This is a genomic window from Burkholderia sp. WTPI3, from assembly GCF_021483755.1.
Classification (GTDB): domain Bacteria; phylum Pseudomonadota; class Gammaproteobacteria; order Burkholderiales; family Burkholderiaceae; genus Burkholderia.
This window is the reverse complement of record NZ_JAGIXF010000002.1, coordinates 175,339-194,001: the sequence shown is the minus strand read 5'-3', so window position 1 is coordinate 194,001 and position 18,663 is coordinate 175,339. Positions and strand designations below refer to the sequence as shown.

17 protein-coding genes, 1 tRNA gene and 2 pseudogenes are annotated in these 18,663 nt (G+C 64.2%); 8 read left to right on the top strand and 12 right to left on the bottom strand.

Features of this window, described 5'->3' with window-relative positions:
- Positions 1-4: 4 nt before the first annotated feature.
- Positions 5-238, bottom strand: a complete 234-nt coding sequence (locus tag J7024_RS02245) for a hypothetical protein (protein ID WP_124828732.1) — start codon at positions 236-238, stop codon at positions 5-7.
- Positions 239-607: 369 nt separating this feature from the next.
- Here J7024_RS02245 and J7024_RS02240 point away from each other — a divergent pair, with 369 nt between their 5' ends.
- From J7024_RS02240 to J7024_RS02225, 4 genes are read left to right on the top strand one after another with little or no spacing between them, the layout of a single operon-like run.
- Positions 608-1,813 carry an efflux RND transporter periplasmic adaptor subunit gene (locus J7024_RS02240; protein WP_124828733.1) on the top strand — a complete coding sequence of 402 codons (1,206 nt, stop codon included), beginning with the start codon at positions 608-610 and terminating at the stop codon, positions 1,811-1,813.
- A 10-nt stretch (positions 1,814-1,823) separates the two neighbouring features.
- Complete coding sequence (locus J7024_RS02235; protein ID WP_124828852.1) at positions 1,824-2,522, top strand: ABC transporter ATP-binding protein; 699 nt, start codon at positions 1,824-1,826, stop codon at positions 2,520-2,522.
- 18 nt (positions 2,523-2,540) lie between these two features.
- Positions 2,541-3,695: an ABC transporter permease gene (locus tag J7024_RS02230; protein ID WP_124828734.1), complete on the top strand. Its 1,155-nt coding sequence runs from the start codon at positions 2,541-2,543 to the stop codon at positions 3,693-3,695.
- Positions 3,696-3,699: 4 nt separating this feature from the next.
- Positions 3,700-4,866, top strand: coding sequence for an ABC transporter permease (locus J7024_RS02225; RefSeq protein ID WP_124828735.1), 1,167 nt, complete (start codon positions 3,700-3,702; stop codon positions 4,864-4,866).
- 32 nt (positions 4,867-4,898) lie between these two features.
- Here J7024_RS02225 and J7024_RS02220 read toward each other — a convergent pair whose 3' ends face one another.
- Positions 4,899-6,230, bottom strand: a complete 1,332-nt coding sequence (locus J7024_RS02220) for a carotenoid oxygenase family protein (RefSeq protein ID WP_124828736.1) — start codon at positions 6,228-6,230, stop codon at positions 4,899-4,901.
- A 16-nt stretch (positions 6,231-6,246) separates the two neighbouring features.
- A complete protein-coding gene (locus J7024_RS02215) occupies positions 6,247-6,891 on the bottom strand; it encodes a DUF2239 family protein (RefSeq protein WP_124828737.1) in 645 nt (214 codons plus the stop codon).
- Between the two features lie 296 nt (positions 6,892-7,187).
- Between J7024_RS02215 and J7024_RS02210 the strand changes: the two genes are divergently transcribed.
- The 3 genes from J7024_RS02210 to J7024_RS02200 all read left to right on the top strand — a co-directional run bounded on the left by J7024_RS02210 (position 7,188) and on the right by J7024_RS02200 (position 11,371).
- On the top strand, positions 7,188-8,528 hold the full coding sequence (locus J7024_RS02210; protein ID WP_124828738.1) for an MFS transporter: 1,341 nt from the start codon (positions 7,188-7,190) through the stop codon (positions 8,526-8,528).
- A gap of 62 nt (positions 8,529-8,590) precedes the next feature.
- A complete protein-coding gene (locus J7024_RS02205) occupies positions 8,591-9,988 on the top strand; it encodes an enolase C-terminal domain-like protein (protein ID WP_124828739.1) in 1,398 nt (465 codons plus the stop codon).
- Between the two features lie 408 nt (positions 9,989-10,396).
- Complete coding sequence (locus tag J7024_RS02200) at positions 10,397-11,371, top strand: hypothetical protein (protein WP_175752245.1); 975 nt, start codon at positions 10,397-10,399, stop codon at positions 11,369-11,371.
- Here J7024_RS02200 and J7024_RS02195 read toward each other — a convergent pair.
- From J7024_RS02195 to J7024_RS02170, 6 genes and pseudogenes are all read right to left on the bottom strand, one after another.
- Complete coding sequence (locus J7024_RS02195; protein ID WP_006761785.1) at positions 11,314-11,595, bottom strand: PAAR domain-containing protein; 282 nt, start codon at positions 11,593-11,595, stop codon at positions 11,314-11,316. The two genes, J7024_RS02200 and J7024_RS02195, sit on opposite strands and share 58 nt — an antisense overlap.
- 10 nt (positions 11,596-11,605) lie before the next feature.
- Positions 11,606-12,493: a DUF4123 domain-containing protein gene (locus J7024_RS02190; protein WP_175762221.1), complete on the bottom strand. Its 888-nt coding sequence runs from the start codon at positions 12,491-12,493 to the stop codon at positions 11,606-11,608.
- A gap of 32 nt (positions 12,494-12,525) precedes the next feature.
- Positions 12,526-13,551 (bottom strand): hypothetical protein, encoded by a 1,026-nt coding sequence (locus tag J7024_RS02185; RefSeq protein WP_234744767.1) that lies wholly within the window; start codon positions 13,549-13,551, stop codon positions 12,526-12,528.
- Positions 13,532-14,662, bottom strand: coding sequence for a T6SS phospholipase effector Tle1-like catalytic domain-containing protein (locus J7024_RS02180; protein ID WP_234744766.1), 1,131 nt, complete (start codon positions 14,660-14,662; stop codon positions 13,532-13,534). The genes J7024_RS02185 and J7024_RS02180 overlap by 20 nt, the downstream gene beginning before the upstream one ends.
- A gap of 42 nt (positions 14,663-14,704) precedes the next feature.
- A complete protein-coding gene (locus J7024_RS02175; RefSeq protein ID WP_175762217.1) occupies positions 14,705-15,328 on the bottom strand; it encodes a DUF3304 domain-containing protein in 624 nt (207 codons plus the stop codon).
- A gap of 206 nt (positions 15,329-15,534) precedes the next feature.
- Positions 15,535-16,622, bottom strand: a pseudogene (locus J7024_RS02170) (IS5 family transposase).
- A gap of 68 nt (positions 16,623-16,690) precedes the next feature.
- On the opposite strand from J7024_RS02170, the pseudogene J7024_RS02165 reads away from it, so the two are divergent.
- A pseudogene (locus tag J7024_RS02165) lies at positions 16,691-16,903 on the top strand (DUF2130 domain-containing protein); the annotation flags it as partial.
- Positions 16,904-17,374: 471 nt separating this feature from the next.
- On the opposite strand, the gene J7024_RS02160 reads toward J7024_RS02165, so the two are convergent.
- The 3 genes from J7024_RS02160 to J7024_RS02150 form a co-directional block, all read right to left on the bottom strand.
- Positions 17,375-17,450, bottom strand: a tRNA-Ala gene (locus J7024_RS02160).
- 64 nt (positions 17,451-17,514) lie between these two features.
- A complete protein-coding gene (locus J7024_RS02155; RefSeq protein ID WP_124828762.1) occupies positions 17,515-17,868 on the bottom strand; it encodes a c-type cytochrome in 354 nt (117 codons plus the stop codon).
- Entirely contained in the window at positions 17,865-18,662 is a 798-nt protein-coding gene (locus J7024_RS02150; RefSeq protein ID WP_124828763.1) for a BON domain-containing protein, read from the bottom strand. The genes J7024_RS02155 and J7024_RS02150 overlap by 4 nt, the downstream gene beginning before the upstream one ends.
- Position 18,663 lies beyond the last annotated feature (1 nt).

Genomic DNA, 18,663 nt, shown 5'->3' with positions numbered 1-18,663 from the left:
GCGCTTAGTTCGCTGCGCCTGAGTCGTTCGTACCGGCGGCCGATGCGGCTGCGGCCTTCGCCTTGCCCTTTGCCGAGCCGTGGTGCTTCAGCATGTGCTTCGGCTTGCTGTGATCCTTCTTCATCGGTGCCGGCGCAGCAGCCGACGTGTCGGCGGCCGGCGCGGACGCCTGTGCGAATGCCGAAACCGATGCGAGAGCGAATGCTGCGGTCATGATCGAAGCGAGCGTCTTCTTCATTGTTCTTCCTTTAACGGAGAAAAAGTCAAACGTACCGGTAAAAGATGCGAGGCATCCGCATCGGAACGTCAGTCGCGCCGGGTTCACGGTCGCCGCCGGGCGGCTCGGCTCTCGCCTTTTCGCCTCGACAAATACTGACGCACTGGCTCCATAACGCACCGCCCGCGCGGCCAGTTGACACGTTCCTTGCAACCCTCGGGTTTCCCCGGAGGCGCAGGTTGCGGGCCCGCCCGACGTGCCGCCCGGGCCCGCGCCAATCGTCCGACAAACCGGCTCTCGCGCCCGCCGCAGCAACGCTATACTGGCCTCCTTCCGTTCCAACCGGATCGCGGCCGGTCATGAGACCGCCGCCGTCGCGAGGCGCCCAAATTGCCCGATCACAATCTGGACAAACTGAAAATCGACCGGCGTCCGATCGCGCCCGCGCCACGCCGGCGCCGGTGGGTCCGCCATGTGGTCGCGACCGCAATCCTGGTTGCCGCGATCGTCGCCGCGCTCCTCCTCACCGGCCGGCCTACGGTCGACACGACATCCGTCACGTCCGCCTACCCCTACCAGAACGACACGCAGCTCAATGCGACCGGCTACGTCGTGCCGCAGCGCAAGGCCGCGGTCGCGTCGAAGGGCCAGGGGCGCGTCGAGTGGCTCGGCGTGCTGGAAGGCACGCGCGTGAAGAAGGACGAGATCATCGCGCGGCTCGAAAGCAGCGACGTCGAGGCGTCGCTCGCGCAGGCGCTTGCACAGGTGAAGGTCGCCCACGCAAACCTCGGCGTCGAGCAGGCCGAGTTGAAGGATGCCGAGATCGCGCTGCGCCGCACCTCGGTGCTTGCGCCGAAGGGCGCCGTGCCGGCCGCCCAGCTCGACACCGACACGGCCCGCGTGAACAAGGCGCGCGCATCGGTCAACAGCGACCAGGCCGCGATCGCGTCCGCCGAAGCCAACGCGCAGGCCGCGCAGGTCGCGGTCGACCAGACGGTGATCCGCGCGCCGTTCGACGGGATCGTGCTCGCGAAGCACGCGAACGTCGGCGACAACATCACGCCGTTCTCGTCCGCGTCGGACAGCAAGGGCGCGGTCGTGACGATCGCCGACATGGACACGCTCGAGGTCGAAGCCGACGTCGCCGAATCGAACATCGCGAAGATCCGCGCCGAACAGCCGTGCGAGATCCAGCTCGACGCGCTGCCGGACATGCGCTTCGCGGGCCGCGTGTCGCGCATCGTGCCGACCGTCGACCGCTCGAAGGCGACCGTGCTCGTGAAAGTGCGTTTCGTCGACCGCGACGAGCGCGTGCTGCCCGACATGAGCGCGAAGATCGCGTTCCTGTCGAAGCCGGCGACGCCGCAGGACCGGCAGCCGGTGACGGCCGTGCAGGCGAGCGCGGTGGTCGAGCGCGACGGCCGGCCGGTCGTATTCGTCGTGAAGGACGACACCGTGCACGCGACGACGGTGACGGCCGGCACGCGGATCGGCGAGCTGGTCGCGATCCGCGGCGTAAAGCCTGGCGACACGGTCGTACTCGCGCCGGGTGCGAAGCTGAAGGACGGCGCGAAAGTGACCGTCGCGAAGAAATAGCGTGGCGCGCGTGAACGACGCATCGCCGCCCCTCGTCGAGATCAGCCACGTCGCGAAGTCGTACCGGCGCGGCAACCAGGTCGTGCCGGTGCTGACCGACATCACGCTCGACATCGGCGAAGGCGACTTCGTCGCGCTGATGGGGCCATCGGGCTCCGGCAAGAGCACGCTGCTCAATCTCATCGCCGGCATCGACCGCCCCGACAGCGGCGAGTTGCGCGTGGGCGGCCTGGACATCTCGCAGCTCGAGGAGGCGCAACTGGCCGAATGGCGCGCGGCGAACGTCGGCTTCATCTTCCAGTTCTACAACCTGATGCCGGTGCTGACCGCGTTCGAGAACGTCGAGCTGCCGCTGATGCTCACGCACCTGTCGCGCCGCGAGCGGCGCGAGCGCGTCGAGATGGTGCTCGACATGGTGAATCTGGGCGACCGGACGAGCCATTACCCGTCCGAACTGTCGGGCGGCCAGCAGCAGCGCGTCGCGATCGCGCGTGCACTGATCACCGACCCCGTGCTGATCGTCGCCGACGAGCCGACCGGCGACCTCGACCGCGCATCGGCCACCGACGTGCTCGCAATGCTGCAACGAATGAACGCCGAGCTCGGCAAGACCATCATCATGGTGACCCACGACGCGCATGCGGCCGGCGCCGCGCAATCGCTCGTGCATCTGGAAAAAGGGGAGCTGATCGATGGGCACGCCGTCTGAGCGACGGGAGCGCGCACGATGTACGTGCTGAAGCTGATCGCACGAAATACGCTGCGGCACCGGCTGCGCACGCTGCTGACATTGCTCGGGCTGACCATCGCGGTGCTGGCGTTCGGGCTGCTGCATACCGTCGTCGACGCGTGGTACGCGGGCGCGGCCGCCGCGTCGAGCGGACGGCTCGTCACGCGCAACGCGATCTCGCTCGTGTTCCCGCTGCCGGTCAGCTACGAGAACCGCATTCGCGGCGTCGACGGCGTGACGACTGTGGTCCGCTCGAACTGGTTCGGCGGCGTGTATCGCGATCCGAAGAACTTCTTCGCGAGCTTCGCGGTGTCGGACAACTACCTCGATCTCTACCCCGAATTCATTCTCCCGGCGCAGCAGCGCGCCGACTACGACCGCGATCGTCGCGGCTGCCTCGTCGGGCGCCAGCTCGCGACGCAGTTCGGCTTCAAGGTCGGCGACGTGATTCCGCTGAAGGGAACGATCTACCCCGGCACGTGGGACTTCGTCGTGCGCGGGATCCTCGACGGCCGCGACGATTCGACGATCACGCGTCAGCTGGTGTTCCACTGGGACTACCTGAACGAGACGGTGCGCAAGCGCACGCCGAAGCAGGCCGACCAGGTCGGCGTGTTCGTGGTCGGCGTCGCGAACCCGGACGACGGCGCCACCATTGCGCGCAACGTCGATGCCGTCTTCAAGAACTCGCTCGCCGAGACGCTGACCGAGACCGAACAGGCGTTCCAGCTCGGCTTCGTCGCGATGTCGAACCAGATCATCGCGGCGATCCGCGTCGTGTCGTATGTCGTGATCCTGATCATCATGGCCGTGATGGCCAACGCGATGGCGATGAGCGCGCGCGAGCGCACCGCCGAATACGCGACGCTGAAGGCGCTCGGCTTCGGTCCCGGCTTTCTCGCACTGATCGTATTCGGCGAATCGGTCGTGATCGCGGTGGCCGGCGGCGGGCTCGGGATGCTCGCGACGCCGCCGGCCGCGAGCCTCTTCAAGCAGGCGGCGGGCGGCATCTTCCCGGTGTTCAGGGTATCGACCGAAACGATGGCGCTGCAGGCCGCGTGTTCGGTCGCGGTCGGCATCGCGGCCGCGCTCGTGCCGGCGTGGCAGGCCGCACGGGTGCGCGTGGTCGAAGGCCTGCGGGCGATCGGGTAGACGCATGGCGATTCCGCTCACCTACATCGCGCGCAACCTGTGGACCCGGCGACTCACCACCGCGCTCACCGCGGGCGGGATGGCGCTCGTGATCTTCGTGTTCGCAACGGTGCAGATGCTCGATGCGGGGCTCACGCAGACGCTCGTGTCGACCGGTGAACCGGACAACGTCGTGGTGATCCGCAAAGGCGCGGAAACCGAGATTCAAAGCTCGATCGACCATCAGCAGGCGAACGCGCTCGAAATGCATCCGGCCGTCGCGCTCGGCCCCGACGGCCGGCCGCTCGTGTCGAAGGAAGCCGTCGTGCTGATCTCGCTCGTGAAGACGTCGACCGGCAAGCCGTCGAACGTCGTGATCCGCGGGGTGTCGCCGGCCGGCCTCGCGCTGCGTCCGCGCGTGAAGCTCGTGGCCGGCCGCCCGTTCGCGCCGGGCTCGTCGGAGATCATCGTCGGCAGCGCGATCGCGAAAGGCTTCAGCGGCACGCAGCTCGGCGACAGTCTGCATTTCGCGCAGCGCGACTGGACGGTCGTCGGCGTGTTCGACGCGGGCGGCAGCGGCTTCGATTCGGAGATCTGGGGCGACGTCGATCAACTGATGCAGTCGTTCCGGCGCACCAGCTATTCGTCGATGGTGCTGCGCATCCCGAGCGCCGACGGCTTCGCGCGATTCAAGGCCGACATCGACGTCGATCCGCGCCTGACCGACGAAGCGAAGCGCGAGCAGACCTTCTACGGCGACCAGTCGAAGGCGCTGTCGACCTTCATCAACATCCTCGGCATCACGCTGTCGACGATCTTCTCGATCGCCGCGATGATCGGCGCGATGATCACGATGTACGCATCGGTCGCGAACCGCACCGCCGAGATCGGCACGCTGCGCGCGCTCGGCTTCAAGCGCATGAACGTACTCGCCGCGTTCCTGCTGGAAGCGCTGCTGCTCGGCTTCGTCGGCGGCGTCGCGGGGCTCGCGTGCGCATCGCTGATGGGGTTCGCGTCGTTCTCGACGACCAACTTCCAGACGTTCTCGGACCTGTCGTTCCGTTTCGTGCTGACGCCGGCGATCGTCGTGAAGACGCTGCTGTTCTCGCTGGTGATGGGGCTCGTCGGCGGGTTCCTGCCGGCGATGCGCGCCGCGCGGCTGAACATCGTCGACGCGCTGCGCGCGCAGTGACGCGCGCAGCCGCTCAAGGTCACCGCTCGCGGTCATCGTTCGCGCGGCACCCATGCGCCGTGGAACCCGGCCGGCACGCGGCGCGGCAGGTGCACGGTCGCGACCGGCCCTGCATCGATCGCGCGCGCATCGAGGATCACGACGTCGCTCGTATCCGTCGCCGCGCGGTAGACCACTACCAGCAACCAGCCGTCGTCTTCGTCGGCGCCGCCCGGACGCGGCACGAACACCGGCTCGCCGTTCTGGTCGCCGGCCGGTACCCTGTAATGCGTGCTGGTGCCGCGCGCGTGGTCGAAGCGCATCACGCCGCGCATTTCCGCGGCGTTCGGCTGCTCCACCGCATACAGGTAGCGGTAGCGACGCCCCGTCCGGCTTTCGTTGATGCGCGGCAACTCGATGCCGCCGTCGGCGAGCGGCCCTTCGTCGACCAGCCCGTTCGCGGTATCGATCACGTAGCGCCACAGCTCGCCGACCGGATTCTCGGCAAAGCGGCCCGTGCGCGCGTCGAGCCGCAGGAACCATGGATAGCGCACCGCATCGAGCACGATGCACGACGCGTCGCAGTCGTACGCGTTCACGACGTGCATGATGAAGCACGGCTCGACGCCGAACCAGCGCACGTCGCCACCGTGGCGCCGAATCACGCCGATCCGCGCGGCGCGGTCGTCGTGCCAGCGCAGCGGCATCCGGTGGCCCTGCTCGAGCATCGAGAAGTCGTAGCCGACGCCCAGATCGAGCAGCAGGCTGCGGGTTTCGGTGATCGCGAGATCGTGCATCATCGACGGCGCGCTCACGTCGACCTCGATATCGACGCGCTGCACGCCCTGCGCGTCCGCGACACCATAGCGCAGCCACGGCGCGCGCCAGTCCGCGCGAAACGCGATCAGTTCGCCCGTCACCGGATCGACCTTCGGATGCGCGGTCATCCCGCCGCCGAAGCCCGCGTGCCGCGCGCTCGCACCGAGCGAATCGAGCGCGGCGGTGATCGCGAACGGCGCACCGCCCTCCGACAGCGCGAGCAATTCACCCGCGTGCTGCATCACGCTCACATTCGGATTCGTGTCGGGCAGATGCGGCGCCTGTGCGGGCGCATGCACGGCGGCCCAGCGTTGCGTACGCGCCCAGCGGTTGCGGTAGCCGGCCGCGCGGCCGTTTTCGAACGCGATCGCGTGCAGCATCGCGGCCTCCGGCCACCACGACAACATGTCGTTCCCTTCGAAGCGGCCGCCCGGCGGGTTCGGGCCGTTGCGCAGCAGCGTGCCATCGAGTTCGGACGGGATGGTGCCGGTCACCCGCAGGTCGACGAGGTCGACTTCGTCGGCGACCGGCGCAAGCCCGCCGCGGTTCAGATCGAATACGGTCATCGCGTCACTCGCTCCATCAGCAGTCTTCGGTCGACGGTGGCAGATCGCCGCGCGCCAGCGCGAGCGCATGGTCGCGCACGTCGTCCGGCCAGCCGGCGATCAGCTCGGCCATCCGCGCGAGGTCGTTCGCGTACAGCACACGCACGGCTTCCTCGAAACCGGGCAAGTCGCCCGCGATCGCCGACATGAAGTGGTACGCGCGCGCCTGCGCGTCGCGGCGCCGGTCGGCCGCCGCATGCGTGCGCCGCGCGTCCTCGACGAGCTTGCGCAGCGCGACCGACGCGCCGCCCGGCTGCGCGGCAAGCCAGTCCCAGTGACGCGGCAGCAACGTGACTTCGCGCGACACGACGCCGAGCTTCGGACGGCCGCGACCACGCTGTTCGCCCGCGCTGGCCGGCTCGCCGGTCAAGGCAGAGGGCGTGGCTTCGGCAGATGCATCGGCCGGCGGCGGCGCGTAGCGCGCCCGCACTTCGTCGGCCGACCCGCGCAGGTCGAGGTCGATCGAGCGGCCGGTCGTGTCGTCGAAAATCACGATCGCGCCGGACATCGCCTCGCCGGCCGCCTGCCGGACCGCCAGCGCCACTGTCGCGGGCGGGCCGGACGCAACGCGCCGATGGCCGTCGAAAGCCGTATAGGAAGGAAGCAGCGTGGAAGAGGTCATCGTGGTTGCCCGTTGGCAGGAATCGGAATGACGTTATTTTTATCCGGGTATAAATTGAATGTCAATATCACCCGGGTAAAAATATTATTCACTGTTGCTGACCATCAATTCAAACCTTGAATCGATCAAGTCATTAATTGGCATGAAAGCGCATATTTCGCCGTGACAGAATGGTCCGGACGCACGGCCCGCCAGTCCGGCGTCCGGCTTTCGGCCGACAACACCGCACGAAAAAACGCGCGCACTCGACGCGCCTGCCGCACGACGGCACCTTCCGCCATTCGGAGGAGACAGTCATGAATCCGCTTCAAGCGCTGCCGGCGTCCGCGTCGGCAACGGCCCGGCGCACCCGCGTGCGCTGGCTCGTGCTGGCCGTGCTGTTCGCCGTCACGACCATCAACTACGCGGATCGCGCGGCGATCGCGATCGCGGGCCCGGCCCTCGCCCGTTCGCTGCACCTGAACCATGTGCAGATCGGTTTCATCTTCTCGGCGTTCGGCTGGTCGTACGTGGTCGCGCAATTGCCGGGAGGCTGGCTGCTCGACCGCTTCGGGTCGCGCATCGTCTATGCATGCAGCATCTTCTTCTGGTCACTGTTCACGCTGTTGCAGGGAACGATCGGCTTCTTCGGCGGCGCCGCCGCGTTCGCGCTGCTGTTCGGGCTGCGCTTCCTGGTCGGCGCGGCCGAGGCGCCGTCGTTTCCCGCCAACAGCCGGATCGTGTCCACCTGGTTCCCGGCACCCGAGCGCGGCACCGCGTCGGCGATCTTCAATGCCGCGCAATATGCGGCGACCGTCGTGTTCGCGCCGCTGATGGGCTGGCTCGTGCATGCGTTCGGCTGGCAGTCGGTGTTCGCGGTGATGGGCGTGCTCGGCTTCGCGTTCGTGCTCGTGTGGAACCGCACGATGTACGACCCGAAGGTGCATCCGCGCATCAACCGCGCGGAGCTCGACTACCTCACCGAAGGCGGTGCGCTCGTCAACATCGACCAGGCGACGGGCGCGCGCGACGGCGGCCCGTCGCTGCATCACGTGAAGGCGCTCCTGAGAAACCGGATGCTGGTCGGCGTGTACGTCGCGCAGTACTGCATCAACGCGCTCACCTATTTCTTCATCACGTGGTTTCCCGTCTATCTCGTGCAGGCGCGCGGGATGTCGATCCTCAACGCGGGGCTCGTCGCGTCGATCCCGGCCGTGTGCGGATTCCTTGGCGGGATACTCGGCGGCATCGTGTCCGATGCGCTGCTCAAGCAGGGCCGGTCGCTGTCGGTGGCGCGCAAGGTGCCGATCGTGATCGGCATGCTGCTGTCGATGTCGATGATCGTCTGCAACTACACCGACTCGCACGTGCTCGTCGTGCTGTTCATGGCGCTGTCGTTCTTCGGCAAGGGACTCGGCGCGCTCGGCTGGGCCGTCAACGCCGATACCGCGCCGCGCCAGATCGCGGGTCTGAGCGGCGCGCTACTCAACACGTGCGGCAACCTTTCCAGCATCACGACGCCGATCGCGATCGGCTATATCGTCGACCGCAGCGGCTCGTTCAACGGCGCGCTCGTCTACGTCGTCGCGCACGCGCTCGTCGCCGTGATCTGCTACCTGTTCGTCGTCGGCGAGATCCGCCGCGTCGAGCTGACATGAACGGCGCTGGCTGCGCCGGTGCGTCCGGCGGGCCCGCGCATTACGGAACCAGGAGCGAACCGATGTCCGAATCCCGCCGTGCCGGCACCCCGCGCGTCACGCGCATGCAGGTGATCCCCGTCGCCGGCCGCGACAGCATGCTGCTGAACCTGTGTGGTGCGCACGCACCGTATTTCACGCGCAACCTCGTGATCCTCGACGACAGCAGCGGGCATACGGGCGTCGGCGAAGTGCCGGGCGGCGAAGGTATCCGCCACGCGCTCGAACGGATGACCGATCTCGTCGTCGGCCAGTCGATCGGACGCTACCAGGCGACGCTCAACGCGGTGCGCGCGGCGCTGTCCGGCACCGGTGCAGGCGCAGGCCGCACGATCCGGCACGAGGTGACGTCGGCCGGCGAGGCGGCCGTGCTGCGCCAGCCGCACGAGATCAACCTGCGGCTCGACAACGTGATCACCGCGATCGAGGCCGCGCTGCTCGACCTGCTGGGCCAGCATCTCGACGTGCCGGTCGCGGCGCTGCTCGGCGAAGGCCAGCAGCGCGATGCGGTGCCGATGCTCGCGTACCTGTTCTATATCGGCGAGCGGCGCCGCACCGACCTGCCGTATCGCGACGAGACGCACGCGGCGGACCCGTGGTTCCGGCTGCGCAACGAAGCGGCGCTCACGCCAGCTGCGATTGCGCAGCAGGCCGAGGCCGCGGTCGAGCGCTACGGCTTCGTCGATTTCAAGCTGAAGGGCGGCGTGATGGCCGGCGCGGACGAGATGGAAGCGATCGCCGCGATCAAGGCGCGCTTTCCCGACGCGCGCGCTACGCTCGATCCAAACGGCGCATGGTCGCTCGACGAAGCCGTCGCGCTGTGCCGCGGGCAAGGCCATCTGCTCGCGTATGCGGAAGATCCGTGCGGGCCGGAAGGCGGTTATTCGGGCCGCGAAGTGATGGCCGAATTCCGCCGCGCAACCGGCATTCCGACCGCGACCAACATGATCGCGACCGACTGGCGGCAGATGGATCATGCGGTACGGCTGCAAGCAGTGGACATCCCGCTCGCCGATCCGCACTTCTGGACGATGCAGGGTTCGGTGCGGCTCGCGCAGCTGTGCCGCGACTGGGGGCTCACGTGGGGCTCGCATTCGAACAACCACTTCGACGTGTCGCTCGCGATGTTCACGCATGCGGCCGCGGCGGCGCCCGGCACGATCACCGCGATCGATACGCACTGGATCTGGCAGGAAGGCGATGCGCGGCTCACGCGCGAGCCGCTCGAGATCGTCGGCGGCCGGGTGGCCGTGCCGGAGCGGCCAGGGCTCGGGATCGAGCTCGACATGGCGCAGGTCGAGGCCGCGCACGCGCTGTATCGGGAAGTCGGCGGCACCGCGCGCGACGATGCGATGGCGATGCGTTATCTGGTGCCGGGGTGGACGTACGATCCGAAGCGGCCGAGTTTCGGGCGGGGGTGATGGCGGCTGCCGACGAACGGTCGGGATAAGGGGCCCAGCCGGCGTGCAGCGCAATCCGCGCGCGAATGCGTCGCGCGATTGCTTCGTGCGATTGCCAAACCGCGGAAACGACCGCATCCTGCCGGCCAGCATCCTCGGCCTTCGACAGGCACCCGCCTGTCACCCTGATGTCACCCGGCAGGGTGTCGAACCAGGCTATGACGGAAGTAGAGCCCAAATGAAAAAACCGGCCTAAGTGTGCGACAGGGAGCATATTTCCACGATGGCTGGAACCATGTCTCTGCACTGACGCCGCATCAGTTGGCCTCCGAAATCCGTCCTCGATGATTTGGGCGGAACCATATATTTGCACTTTGTCGGGATGCGAACGAATTCGTTGCACTTTGTTCAGTCGAGGACGAACCGTGAATGTCTAAGCGGGTTGCGGCCGAGCAGGCAGCCTCAGACCTCGGCGCGACCTTCGTTATCCGCTCGTCGCGAGAAAACTCATGGGCGCTCATCGAGAACCTTGAATTTTTGCGCGACTACAAAGCGTGGAAGCCCCAGAACGACGTGTCGCAAATTGCCCGCCTCCACGAACGCATCGCGTGTCGCCCGTGGAGCACTATCGCTTCAGTACTTAATGACCTCCTTGATATCGCCGACACGTTGTACTCCGAGATCTCATGTGGGCGGGTTGTGTTCAATTTGCCCAGCGATCGCCTAACGAATCCGCAGGAAGCGCTGGTTTTCCGGGACAGACATGCAGCCGTCGCATACCGCTCCTTCGCAAAATCCGAAACTACATCCCCCCGTCAATCGGTCACGCTCTCGATCAGCCCCGGCGCTCGCTTCCTGTGGGACGGACAGCTTTGGGAAGTCCTGAACCGCGGTGATTCATCGATCGCATGCCGCAGTATCGATCAGAAGCCAGGCCGCCACTCAAACTTCATTGAGCTTACCCCTGCCGTCCTCGACGAACTTGCTCAACAGGGAAAGATCATCCCCGAATTCGACAAACCCCTTGCCGATCGGCGAGACGCGTTAGCAATCCTCGAACGCGTCAGTATTCAAAAGCTAGAAATCGCCGTCGAACGATATCGTGTCCTATTCGAGCCTGATGCTGCCACCACACTGGCTCATCGCACGCCCCGCACACAGAGATACTGGCTCGCAGCGTATCGAGAAGCGGAACTCCATTACGGGTACGGATTCATTGGCCTAGTTCCTAACGTCGAGCAATGCCAGGGCAACCGCTGTCGCAAAATTGGGCCAGCCTTGCCGGTAAACGAAGAAATCAAATCTGTGCCATACGAGGTCCGAGGTCCGCTTCGGACGTCGTTGGTTCAGTCACCGACGCGGGCAGTCATGCTGCCAATCAAGGTGCACCCGCACTCGGTATGATGGCCGTGCAACGCGACGCGCTGGCCATCGATCGTCACCGTCGGATGCGCCTCGATAATTTTGTTGATGCCGTGCGGTCGACCGTCCGGATATTTTTCTGGACAGTCCACAAGGTCATGCAGGCGTGCAATCTTTTTGCCGTCGATACTGTGAGTTTCCGAACCGGTGATCACTCGCCCGCCGTGCGAGGTTTCATCACCGACCACGATCATCTGTAATGCCATCTTGCTCCCCTTATAGCGTGACTGACTGCGACGCAGGCTCCGTGTCGCGCGCCGTCAGTATCTCAACCTCTGCCCAGACATTCATCGGGACCCGGGCGATGGCGACGCCGAACAATTCGTGCGACTGCTGACGCCGAGTTAGTAGATCATGGATAACCTGATGCCGATCAAAATCGACGCCGTACAGGTAGGTGTACTGGCAGAAAACTAGGCGATCCCCCGGCTCAGTGACTCCCCACTGCACCGCGCGGTGGTATCGGGGAATGAAGTCCTCAAACCGGTCAAAATACGGGCGATCGCCGTTGGCATCACCGGACTCGATCAGCGCAGCAAGAATTTCGTCCGGCTCCGTATGTGCCGTGAGGACGTCAATATCAGCCTGCTCGAGCTGGACCATGATGGAGCGGCATATCCGCGCGTTGGAGGTCGAATCGTTTTGGATGCGCTGCCACGCCTTGTGGCGCCCCCGATACATCCACTGCTCGATCGGGCTCATGAACATGGCGCAAACCTGCTCGCCCCATGCGTCAAAGACCACGCCGGTGTTACGCGGGTCAAAGAACCGGACCATAGCGGTCATGTTGTCGCCAATGTCCGCAAACAGGAACGCTTGCAGGTGCGTGACCAGCGCATCCATTTCGACCCGGCTCCAGATCAACGACAAACATGGACTTTGAAGGTCGAGTTGATCGAGCTCCGCAAACCAGTCCGAATCCGTGTCGCTCACCGGCACTAAGAAAAGCGAAGCGGGTCCGAGTTCTTCTTCGGGCAACCCCGCGAAAACGGAGCGGAACGGTACGCCGGAGCGTTCAAGTAATGGCACGACCTTCGGCGGACATACCGCCCCGTCGATCAACCCCATCAGGCGCGCTGGCGGGGACGTAGTCTGTAGTTCCATCGAAGATCCAGGTTAGCGGCTTCCAGCCCACTTCACGCCCAGCCGGCTTGGGTTTGGCCAGTGCCGAGGTCCAGTTGCGAAGCGTTTGATGCGAGGCCGAGATAGGCCTTGCGATTGTCCCCGCCTGCAAATATGACTCGCGGGAAACCATATCCCCCGGGTGCATATTCATGGAAATACGGTATCCGGAACCAGCAGCGGCTGTCGTGCACGTAGTCGTCAAACAGGGTAATGGCGGCCGCGGGCAACTTGTTCACGGCGTCGGGCGACGTATGTTGGCGCAGGAATGATTCCACGCCCGGCAATGGCGCAGCCATCACGTCGTCCTGCACTCGATAATGTTGCACAATCGTCGACCAGGTCGAGTTGAGCAATATTCCGCTATACGCAAGTGTGACGCAGGGAGAGTCGCTCCCCGGTTGATCGTGCGCGACAACAAGAGTTGGCGGCACCTTGATCATTTCGCCGCCGGGAATCACCACCGGACGATGTTCCGTGCGCTTCACCTGCCACCGTTCGCACTGGTCCGGATACAGGTACCCCAGAAGCAGCCGCATTTCTTCCGCGCCCTGCCGCAGGTCGGTCTGATCATTGGTCGCAACATCCAGCGGTCCTTCCCCCGGACGCGCAGGCTTGGGCTTATTGACCCCGGGATGAGCCACCGCGCCGGCCAGTTGTTCGTTGCGCCGATCCATTGCCTCGCGAATCACCTTCACCTGTGGTGTCGAGCTCATGTACGACGCGTATCCGCCGATCGACGATGTCATAGCATTTGCCCGGAGGAGATCGTATTGCGACTGCAGTTTCTTCATCGTCGCATCGTTCTCTGCCGCCTTCGGGAGCGCCTGCTGAACCTTGTGCGGCGTCATCTGGTCTTCGTGGGCGCGCTTGAAGAATGGCTGTCCGGTGACATAGCGCTGCGGATTGCCGATATCCGCACGCAGCGTTCGCCATGCCAACATCTGACCGAGTCCGACCTTCAGCGCGTCTTCTACGCTGCTGACATTCTCGACGGTCTTGCGCCACGCATTGAACGCATCAATCTGTTTTTGTTTCAAGCAGAAGACGGCATACGAGATCTGCGCGTTTGCTTATCGAATCACTATCCACCAACGGCACACCATACGAGGCCGCCTTCAGGTACATATCGTGCAGCGGGATCTGACTTAGCTTGTGGCTGTCGTCATTCGCTTTCGACGTGGCTCCTCCTTTGCCCTGTTCGTTGGGGGCGTAACCGCCACCCACGTCTGAATGGACGCCTGGATAGGCCACCTCTTCACGAATGCCGCCACCGTAGCTGTCCCCGTTGCGGATCGAGTCAAGCGGGAAACTCATGCGTTGCTCATGTACCGAGAACGCGTGATAACAAAATCGCACATCCTTCGGGATATTAAGCCGGCCGTCGTCAGCGAATGCGAAGTGCCCGTCGAATGCGCCGAAGTCCACGGTTGCGCGCGTCGAGTCGGGTGGTCCAACGGAGGCAACCGTATCGAAAAGACCGACGAAGTTGACCTTGTAGTTCAGTGCATACTTGCCAGTCTGGTAGCCAATCCGCCCATTCGGTGCCCATTCATTCATCAGCTTGTTCACGAAGACGCGCGCGGATGCCGCCCCCCGCGAGAAGCCGATCACGTTGATCCAGATCTGCTTGACCGTCTGCGGATATCGTCCCTCATCGACGGCCTGCTTATGGGCGAGACCCAGTCGATCGGTGCAGCCGACCAGCGGGAGTTTGTGGCCATCGGCTACGGCTGCGCAAATGTCGTTGGCTTTGTCATCCGGAATCAGAAATCGGGTCTTGTCCGTAGCAATGGCCTTGTAAATGGCATTGAGCACTCTCGTGTAGCCCCACACGCACCGACTGCCGAAACCCTTTGCCATCGACTTACCATCGGTCGAGTACGTCAACTCGCCAATTTCCTTGAACGGCGTACCTACGCCTGGAATATAGAAACGAAATATTCCTTCTTCATTCTTATCCTGTGCCGCGCTGTAAAGTCGAGCAACGTTGCTATGCGTGCGAGCGAGCGAATCCCGTAACGGATTGGTCTGCACGTCGTTATTGTTCGTGCCGTCAAAGAAGAGCGTGATGTGGAGCGTCTGGGGGCAGGACATCAATGCGTCGCAAACCAGCGCGCGCCCTTTCCTCAACGCCGTGACGCTGCCCACCAGACGCCCCCCCCTGGGGCATGGGGTCGGCCCATTTGACGCTCATTGTGTGTTTCCTCCGTCACGGTATAACCGGTTCCATTCCTGATCCACCACACCGTGCGCGATGTACGGATCGTTGTCCGGGGGGCGTATGCCAGGGTCGTTAGCATCCCCTTTCTGGCCGTCCGCTACCATGATGCGAACCCGGTCACCCGGCAGGAAGACGGCCCACAGGCCTCCCATCACTCGCCCATATTTCGGTATCCGAACGTTCTCGGCCTTGTACCAGTACCCCGGTGTCTTCCCGTCCTGCTTCTTGTCGACCAGCCAGCGCACCGTCAGCCTCAGATCCGGCTGCCATGCTGTAGGGATGTCGCTGCAACACGTTTCAGCACCGCCGCCGGACGGCTTGCCGTCCGCTCCCGCCGGCCATACATTAGGGCCACCGCCAGTCACCCCTGACCCATCGGGTCCCTCGATCCCCCACTGATGGATGTACCAAGGGGTGTAGTTCAGCGTCAATGAACTTGCGCCGAGCGTGTCGTAGTGCGTCGGCAGGTTCGCCAAGTCGAGTTGTTGCGCCACGGCGCCAGGATGCTTATCGCATGCGCCGAGGCCAAACACGGCAATAAGGGCGATGGTCTGGATCGTACGTCGCCCATAACGGGAAAATCGGTCTGTCATCGTGAATAGGTCTACGGTTTAACGGGGCACCAGGGCTGCTCCGCCCCGGGCCGCCTTAACAGGCCGTTGAAATACCCATCGACCGGATTCAGACCACTCTCGCAAATGACATGAATTCGCTTAACGGCTCGGCAATTTTGTTGCGTCACGCCGGGTTCAGCGGTAGAGCCCGGCCGGCGAAGGTATTTCCCGCCAGATTTCCTGCATTACGCGCCCTGCGGACGCACGAATCCCAACGTTCTCAGCCGCGTCAGGTTGTAGGCCGCCATCGTCAGCGTGAGCAACTGATCAACTTTCTCCAAGCCTCTCACCATCACCTGCCGGATCGGCCCGATCCGTTTGCCCCAGCCGAAGCACTGTTCGATGCATTTCCGTTTTGCCGTAACCAGTGCGTAACCGAGATGCCGCGTCGTCCGACCATCGATTGCACTTCCGCCGGTGCGCTTCGTGTTGCGTGCGACGTGCGGCGTCACGTTGTAGTCGCGGCAGGCCTTCACAAATCCACGCGTGTCGTACGCCTTGTCTGCGCCCACCGTAATACGCACGTCGAACCCGACACATCGCGCAGCATGTCCGTCGCCACTTTGCGTTCCGCTCGGCCATTCGCCTCGCTGGCCTGAACGTTCACGACCAGACCGTGCCGGTTGTATCCGTCAGCACATGGCCCAGGTAACTCGGCAAGGCTGGCGCGGCATTGCTCTTGCGATAGAGCCGGCTCTCGTCGCTCTTCGATTCGTGCGTTTCATTACTGCGCGATTCGCCATGCCAATTGTCAGGCGGACGATCATCGTCCCCGCCATCCTTGCGCCGGATGCTCTTGTGGCTGGCCCACGCATGGATCAAGGTGCCGTCCACACTGAAGTGCTCGCCCGACAGCAAGCCGCGTTTATGCGCCGTTTCCACCGTCGCGTTGAACAGGTCAGTCACTGCGTCGAGTCGATCAGTCGATCCCGGTTCTTGCTGAACACCAGTGATTCCACACCGCGTCTTCGATCGACAGGCCGACGAACCAACGGAACAAAAGGTTGTACGAGATCTGCTCGACCAGTTGCCGCTCGCTGCGAATGCTGTATAGCACCTGAAGTAGCATCGCCCGCATCAGCTTCTCCGGCGCAATGCTCGGCCGACCGCCTTTGATGTCCGCTTCGTACATCGCCGAGAACTTGGCATCCATATTCGACAGCGCCTCGTTCATCCAAGTCCGGATCGGGCGCAGCGGATGCGTTTGCGGTACGAACTCCTCCAGTCTGACTGTACTGAACAGGGATTCGTTGTAGCTGTCGGTGCCTCGCATGCTGCCTTCGTGCCTTGGGATCGGGTTCGCTACATCGTGACGGATCGGCGGGGGGATTTCAACGGCCTGCTAGGCGCTTCCAAACGGCGATCGATGAGATCGACAAGTCGATCGACCACCTGCAGAAGACGAAGGAAGCCCTGCTCGGCACCGATCGGAACCTTCGTCTTGCAAACGACAAGGCTCAGGACGTGACGATCAAGAGGTTGACTCGGGGCAACCCGACGATGGCGGCCAAATTCGCCGAGCTCAAGAACGATGACCCTCCCGATGCTGGATGAGTTAGGCCATCTACGCCCAAGACTCGTCTTGGATCCGCAGATCACCCCCAGCGAGTTCAGGTGATTGCACGATCGATCGCTTGAAATATTCGTTGAGTTGTCACCAGCCGAGGAACCGACTGGCGGATTGTGGCCGATTATGCGCCTGAACTCGTGCGGCGCACGAGACCCACACTCGATCTAAGCCACTCTGCTCATGATTTCATCGACGATCGCCAACAGATTTAGGGGTGAAAGGGGCCACGGTCGGTCGCGTGATCTCGACGGCGCATTCACCTATTCGCCTAGGCTCGATACATGTCCGGGCACGGCCGAGCTACAGTTAGTCGCGCAAAAACAACAAAGCCGGCACAAGGCCGGCTTTGTTGTTCGAGAAGCATAACGTTGCACTTTGTCAGGGAAGCATATCTTTGCACTTGGGGCAAAAATATGCTTCCTGTCTCAAGCCATCGGCTAAGCCCTTGATTCTATTGGTGGAGCGGAGGAGGATCGAACTCCCGACCTTCGCATTGCGAACGCGACGCTCTCCCAGCTGAGCTACCGCCCCAACAGACAACCATCATACACACGCATTTCCGCGCTTGGCAATAGGGGTTCGCTACCCAAATGCGTCACTTCGACGGTGCGCCCGCGAGCACCCATTCGACCACGGAACGCAGATCCGCATCGCTCATGCGCGGGTGCGCCGGCATCGGAATCGCCCCCCACACACCCGAGCCGCCGTCCTTCACTTTCTTCGACAGCTTCGCGACGGCCTGCGGATCGGACTTGTAGCGCGCGGCGATGTCCTTGAACGACGGGCCGACGAGCTTGCGGTCCACTGCGTGGCAGCCCATGCAGGCGTTGCCGCGCGCGACCCTCAGGCCATCGGCGACATCGGCATGCGCGGTGCCGAGCGCACCGGCCGCGAGTGCCGCAGCCGCGGCGCCCTGCACCATCCAGTGTTTGATCTGTATCAGCTTCATTGCGGCGTCGCCTTCGGGTTGCCCGGGTGCACGCTCGACGAATTCGAGATCGGCGCGGGCGGTTGCAGCGGGGTGGACTGGACCGACGCATCGGGCACCGCACCGACCGTCGCGGAATCTGCGGGTGCGGCGGCGGCCTGCGCGCCGGACGCATCGCTCGGCGACGCAGCCTGCAACGCCTGCGCGTCCTGCGGCTGGATGTACTGGAACACCTTCACGACCTTCTCGACGCCCGGCACCTGGCTCGCCGCATCGGCGCCGCGATTGCCTTCGTCGACCGTCACGAGGCCCATCAGGTAGATATTGCCGCGCTCGCTGACGACCTTGTAGTAGTTCGCCGACACCCCCTTCGTCGCGATCAGCTCGGACTTCACCCGCCCTTCGAGATACGAGTCGTTCGCGCGCGACGACAGCGACGACGCCGGCTCGACCGACAGCTCGTTGACGATCCCGTTCACGTTGTTGATGCCGCGCACGATCTCTTCGGCGCGCTGCTTCGATGCATCGTTCGGCACTTCGCCCGTCAGCAGCACGCGGCGGTTGAACACCGTCACGTTCACGTGCGACTGATCCGGCAGCCCGTTGTTGATCTGCGTGAGCGACTTGACCTGGATCTCGCGATCCTCCGTCTGCGCGCCGAGCGTACGGCGGTCGGTCGCGATCAGCGCGCCGCCGCCTGCCGCAGCACCCAGCACGCCGAGCACGCAGCCCTGCAGCGACACGGCAAGGCCCGCCGTCAGCGCGACGAGCAACGTGGTTCTGACGAGCGTCCCTTTGACGCGGCTTTGATTCATC

Bases quoted from the DNA above. Each gene is read 5' to 3' on its own strand.
- J7024_RS02150 (WP_124828763.1), bottom strand. From the start codon at position 18,662: ATGAATCAAAGCCGCGTCAAAGGGACGCTCGTCAGAACCACGTTGCTC.
- J7024_RS02215 (WP_124828737.1), bottom strand. From the start codon at position 6,891: ATGACCTCTTCCACGCTGCTTCCTTCCTATACGGCTTTCGACGGCCAT.
- J7024_RS02195 (WP_006761785.1), bottom strand. From the start codon at position 11,595: ATGGCATTACAGATGATCGTGGTCGGTGATGAAACCTCGCACGGCGGG.
- J7024_RS02175 (WP_175762217.1), bottom strand. From the start codon at position 15,328: ATGACAGACCGATTTTCCCGTTATGGGCGACGTACGATCCAGACCATC.
- J7024_RS02205 (WP_124828739.1), top strand. From the start codon at position 8,591: ATGTCCGAATCCCGCCGTGCCGGCACCCCGCGCGTCACGCGCATGCAG.
- J7024_RS02210 (WP_124828738.1), top strand. From the start codon at position 7,188: ATGAATCCGCTTCAAGCGCTGCCGGCGTCCGCGTCGGCAACGGCCCGG.
- J7024_RS02200 (WP_175752245.1), top strand. From the start codon at position 10,397: ATGTCTAAGCGGGTTGCGGCCGAGCAGGCAGCCTCAGACCTCGGCGCG.
- J7024_RS02230 (WP_124828734.1), top strand. From the start codon at position 2,541: ATGTACGTGCTGAAGCTGATCGCACGAAATACGCTGCGGCACCGGCTG.
- J7024_RS02155 (WP_124828762.1), bottom strand. From the start codon at position 17,868: ATGAAGCTGATACAGATCAAACACTGGATGGTGCAGGGCGCCGCGGCT.
- J7024_RS02225 (WP_124828735.1), top strand. From the start codon at position 3,700: ATGGCGATTCCGCTCACCTACATCGCGCGCAACCTGTGGACCCGGCGA.
- J7024_RS02220 (WP_124828736.1), bottom strand. From the start codon at position 6,230: ATGACCGTATTCGATCTGAACCGCGGCGGGCTTGCGCCGGTCGCCGAC.
- J7024_RS02245 (WP_124828732.1), bottom strand. From the start codon at position 238: ATGAAGAAGACGCTCGCTTCGATCATGACCGCAGCATTCGCTCTCGCA.
- J7024_RS02190 (WP_175762221.1), bottom strand. From the start codon at position 12,493: ATGGAACTACAGACTACGTCCCCGCCAGCGCGCCTGATGGGGTTGATC.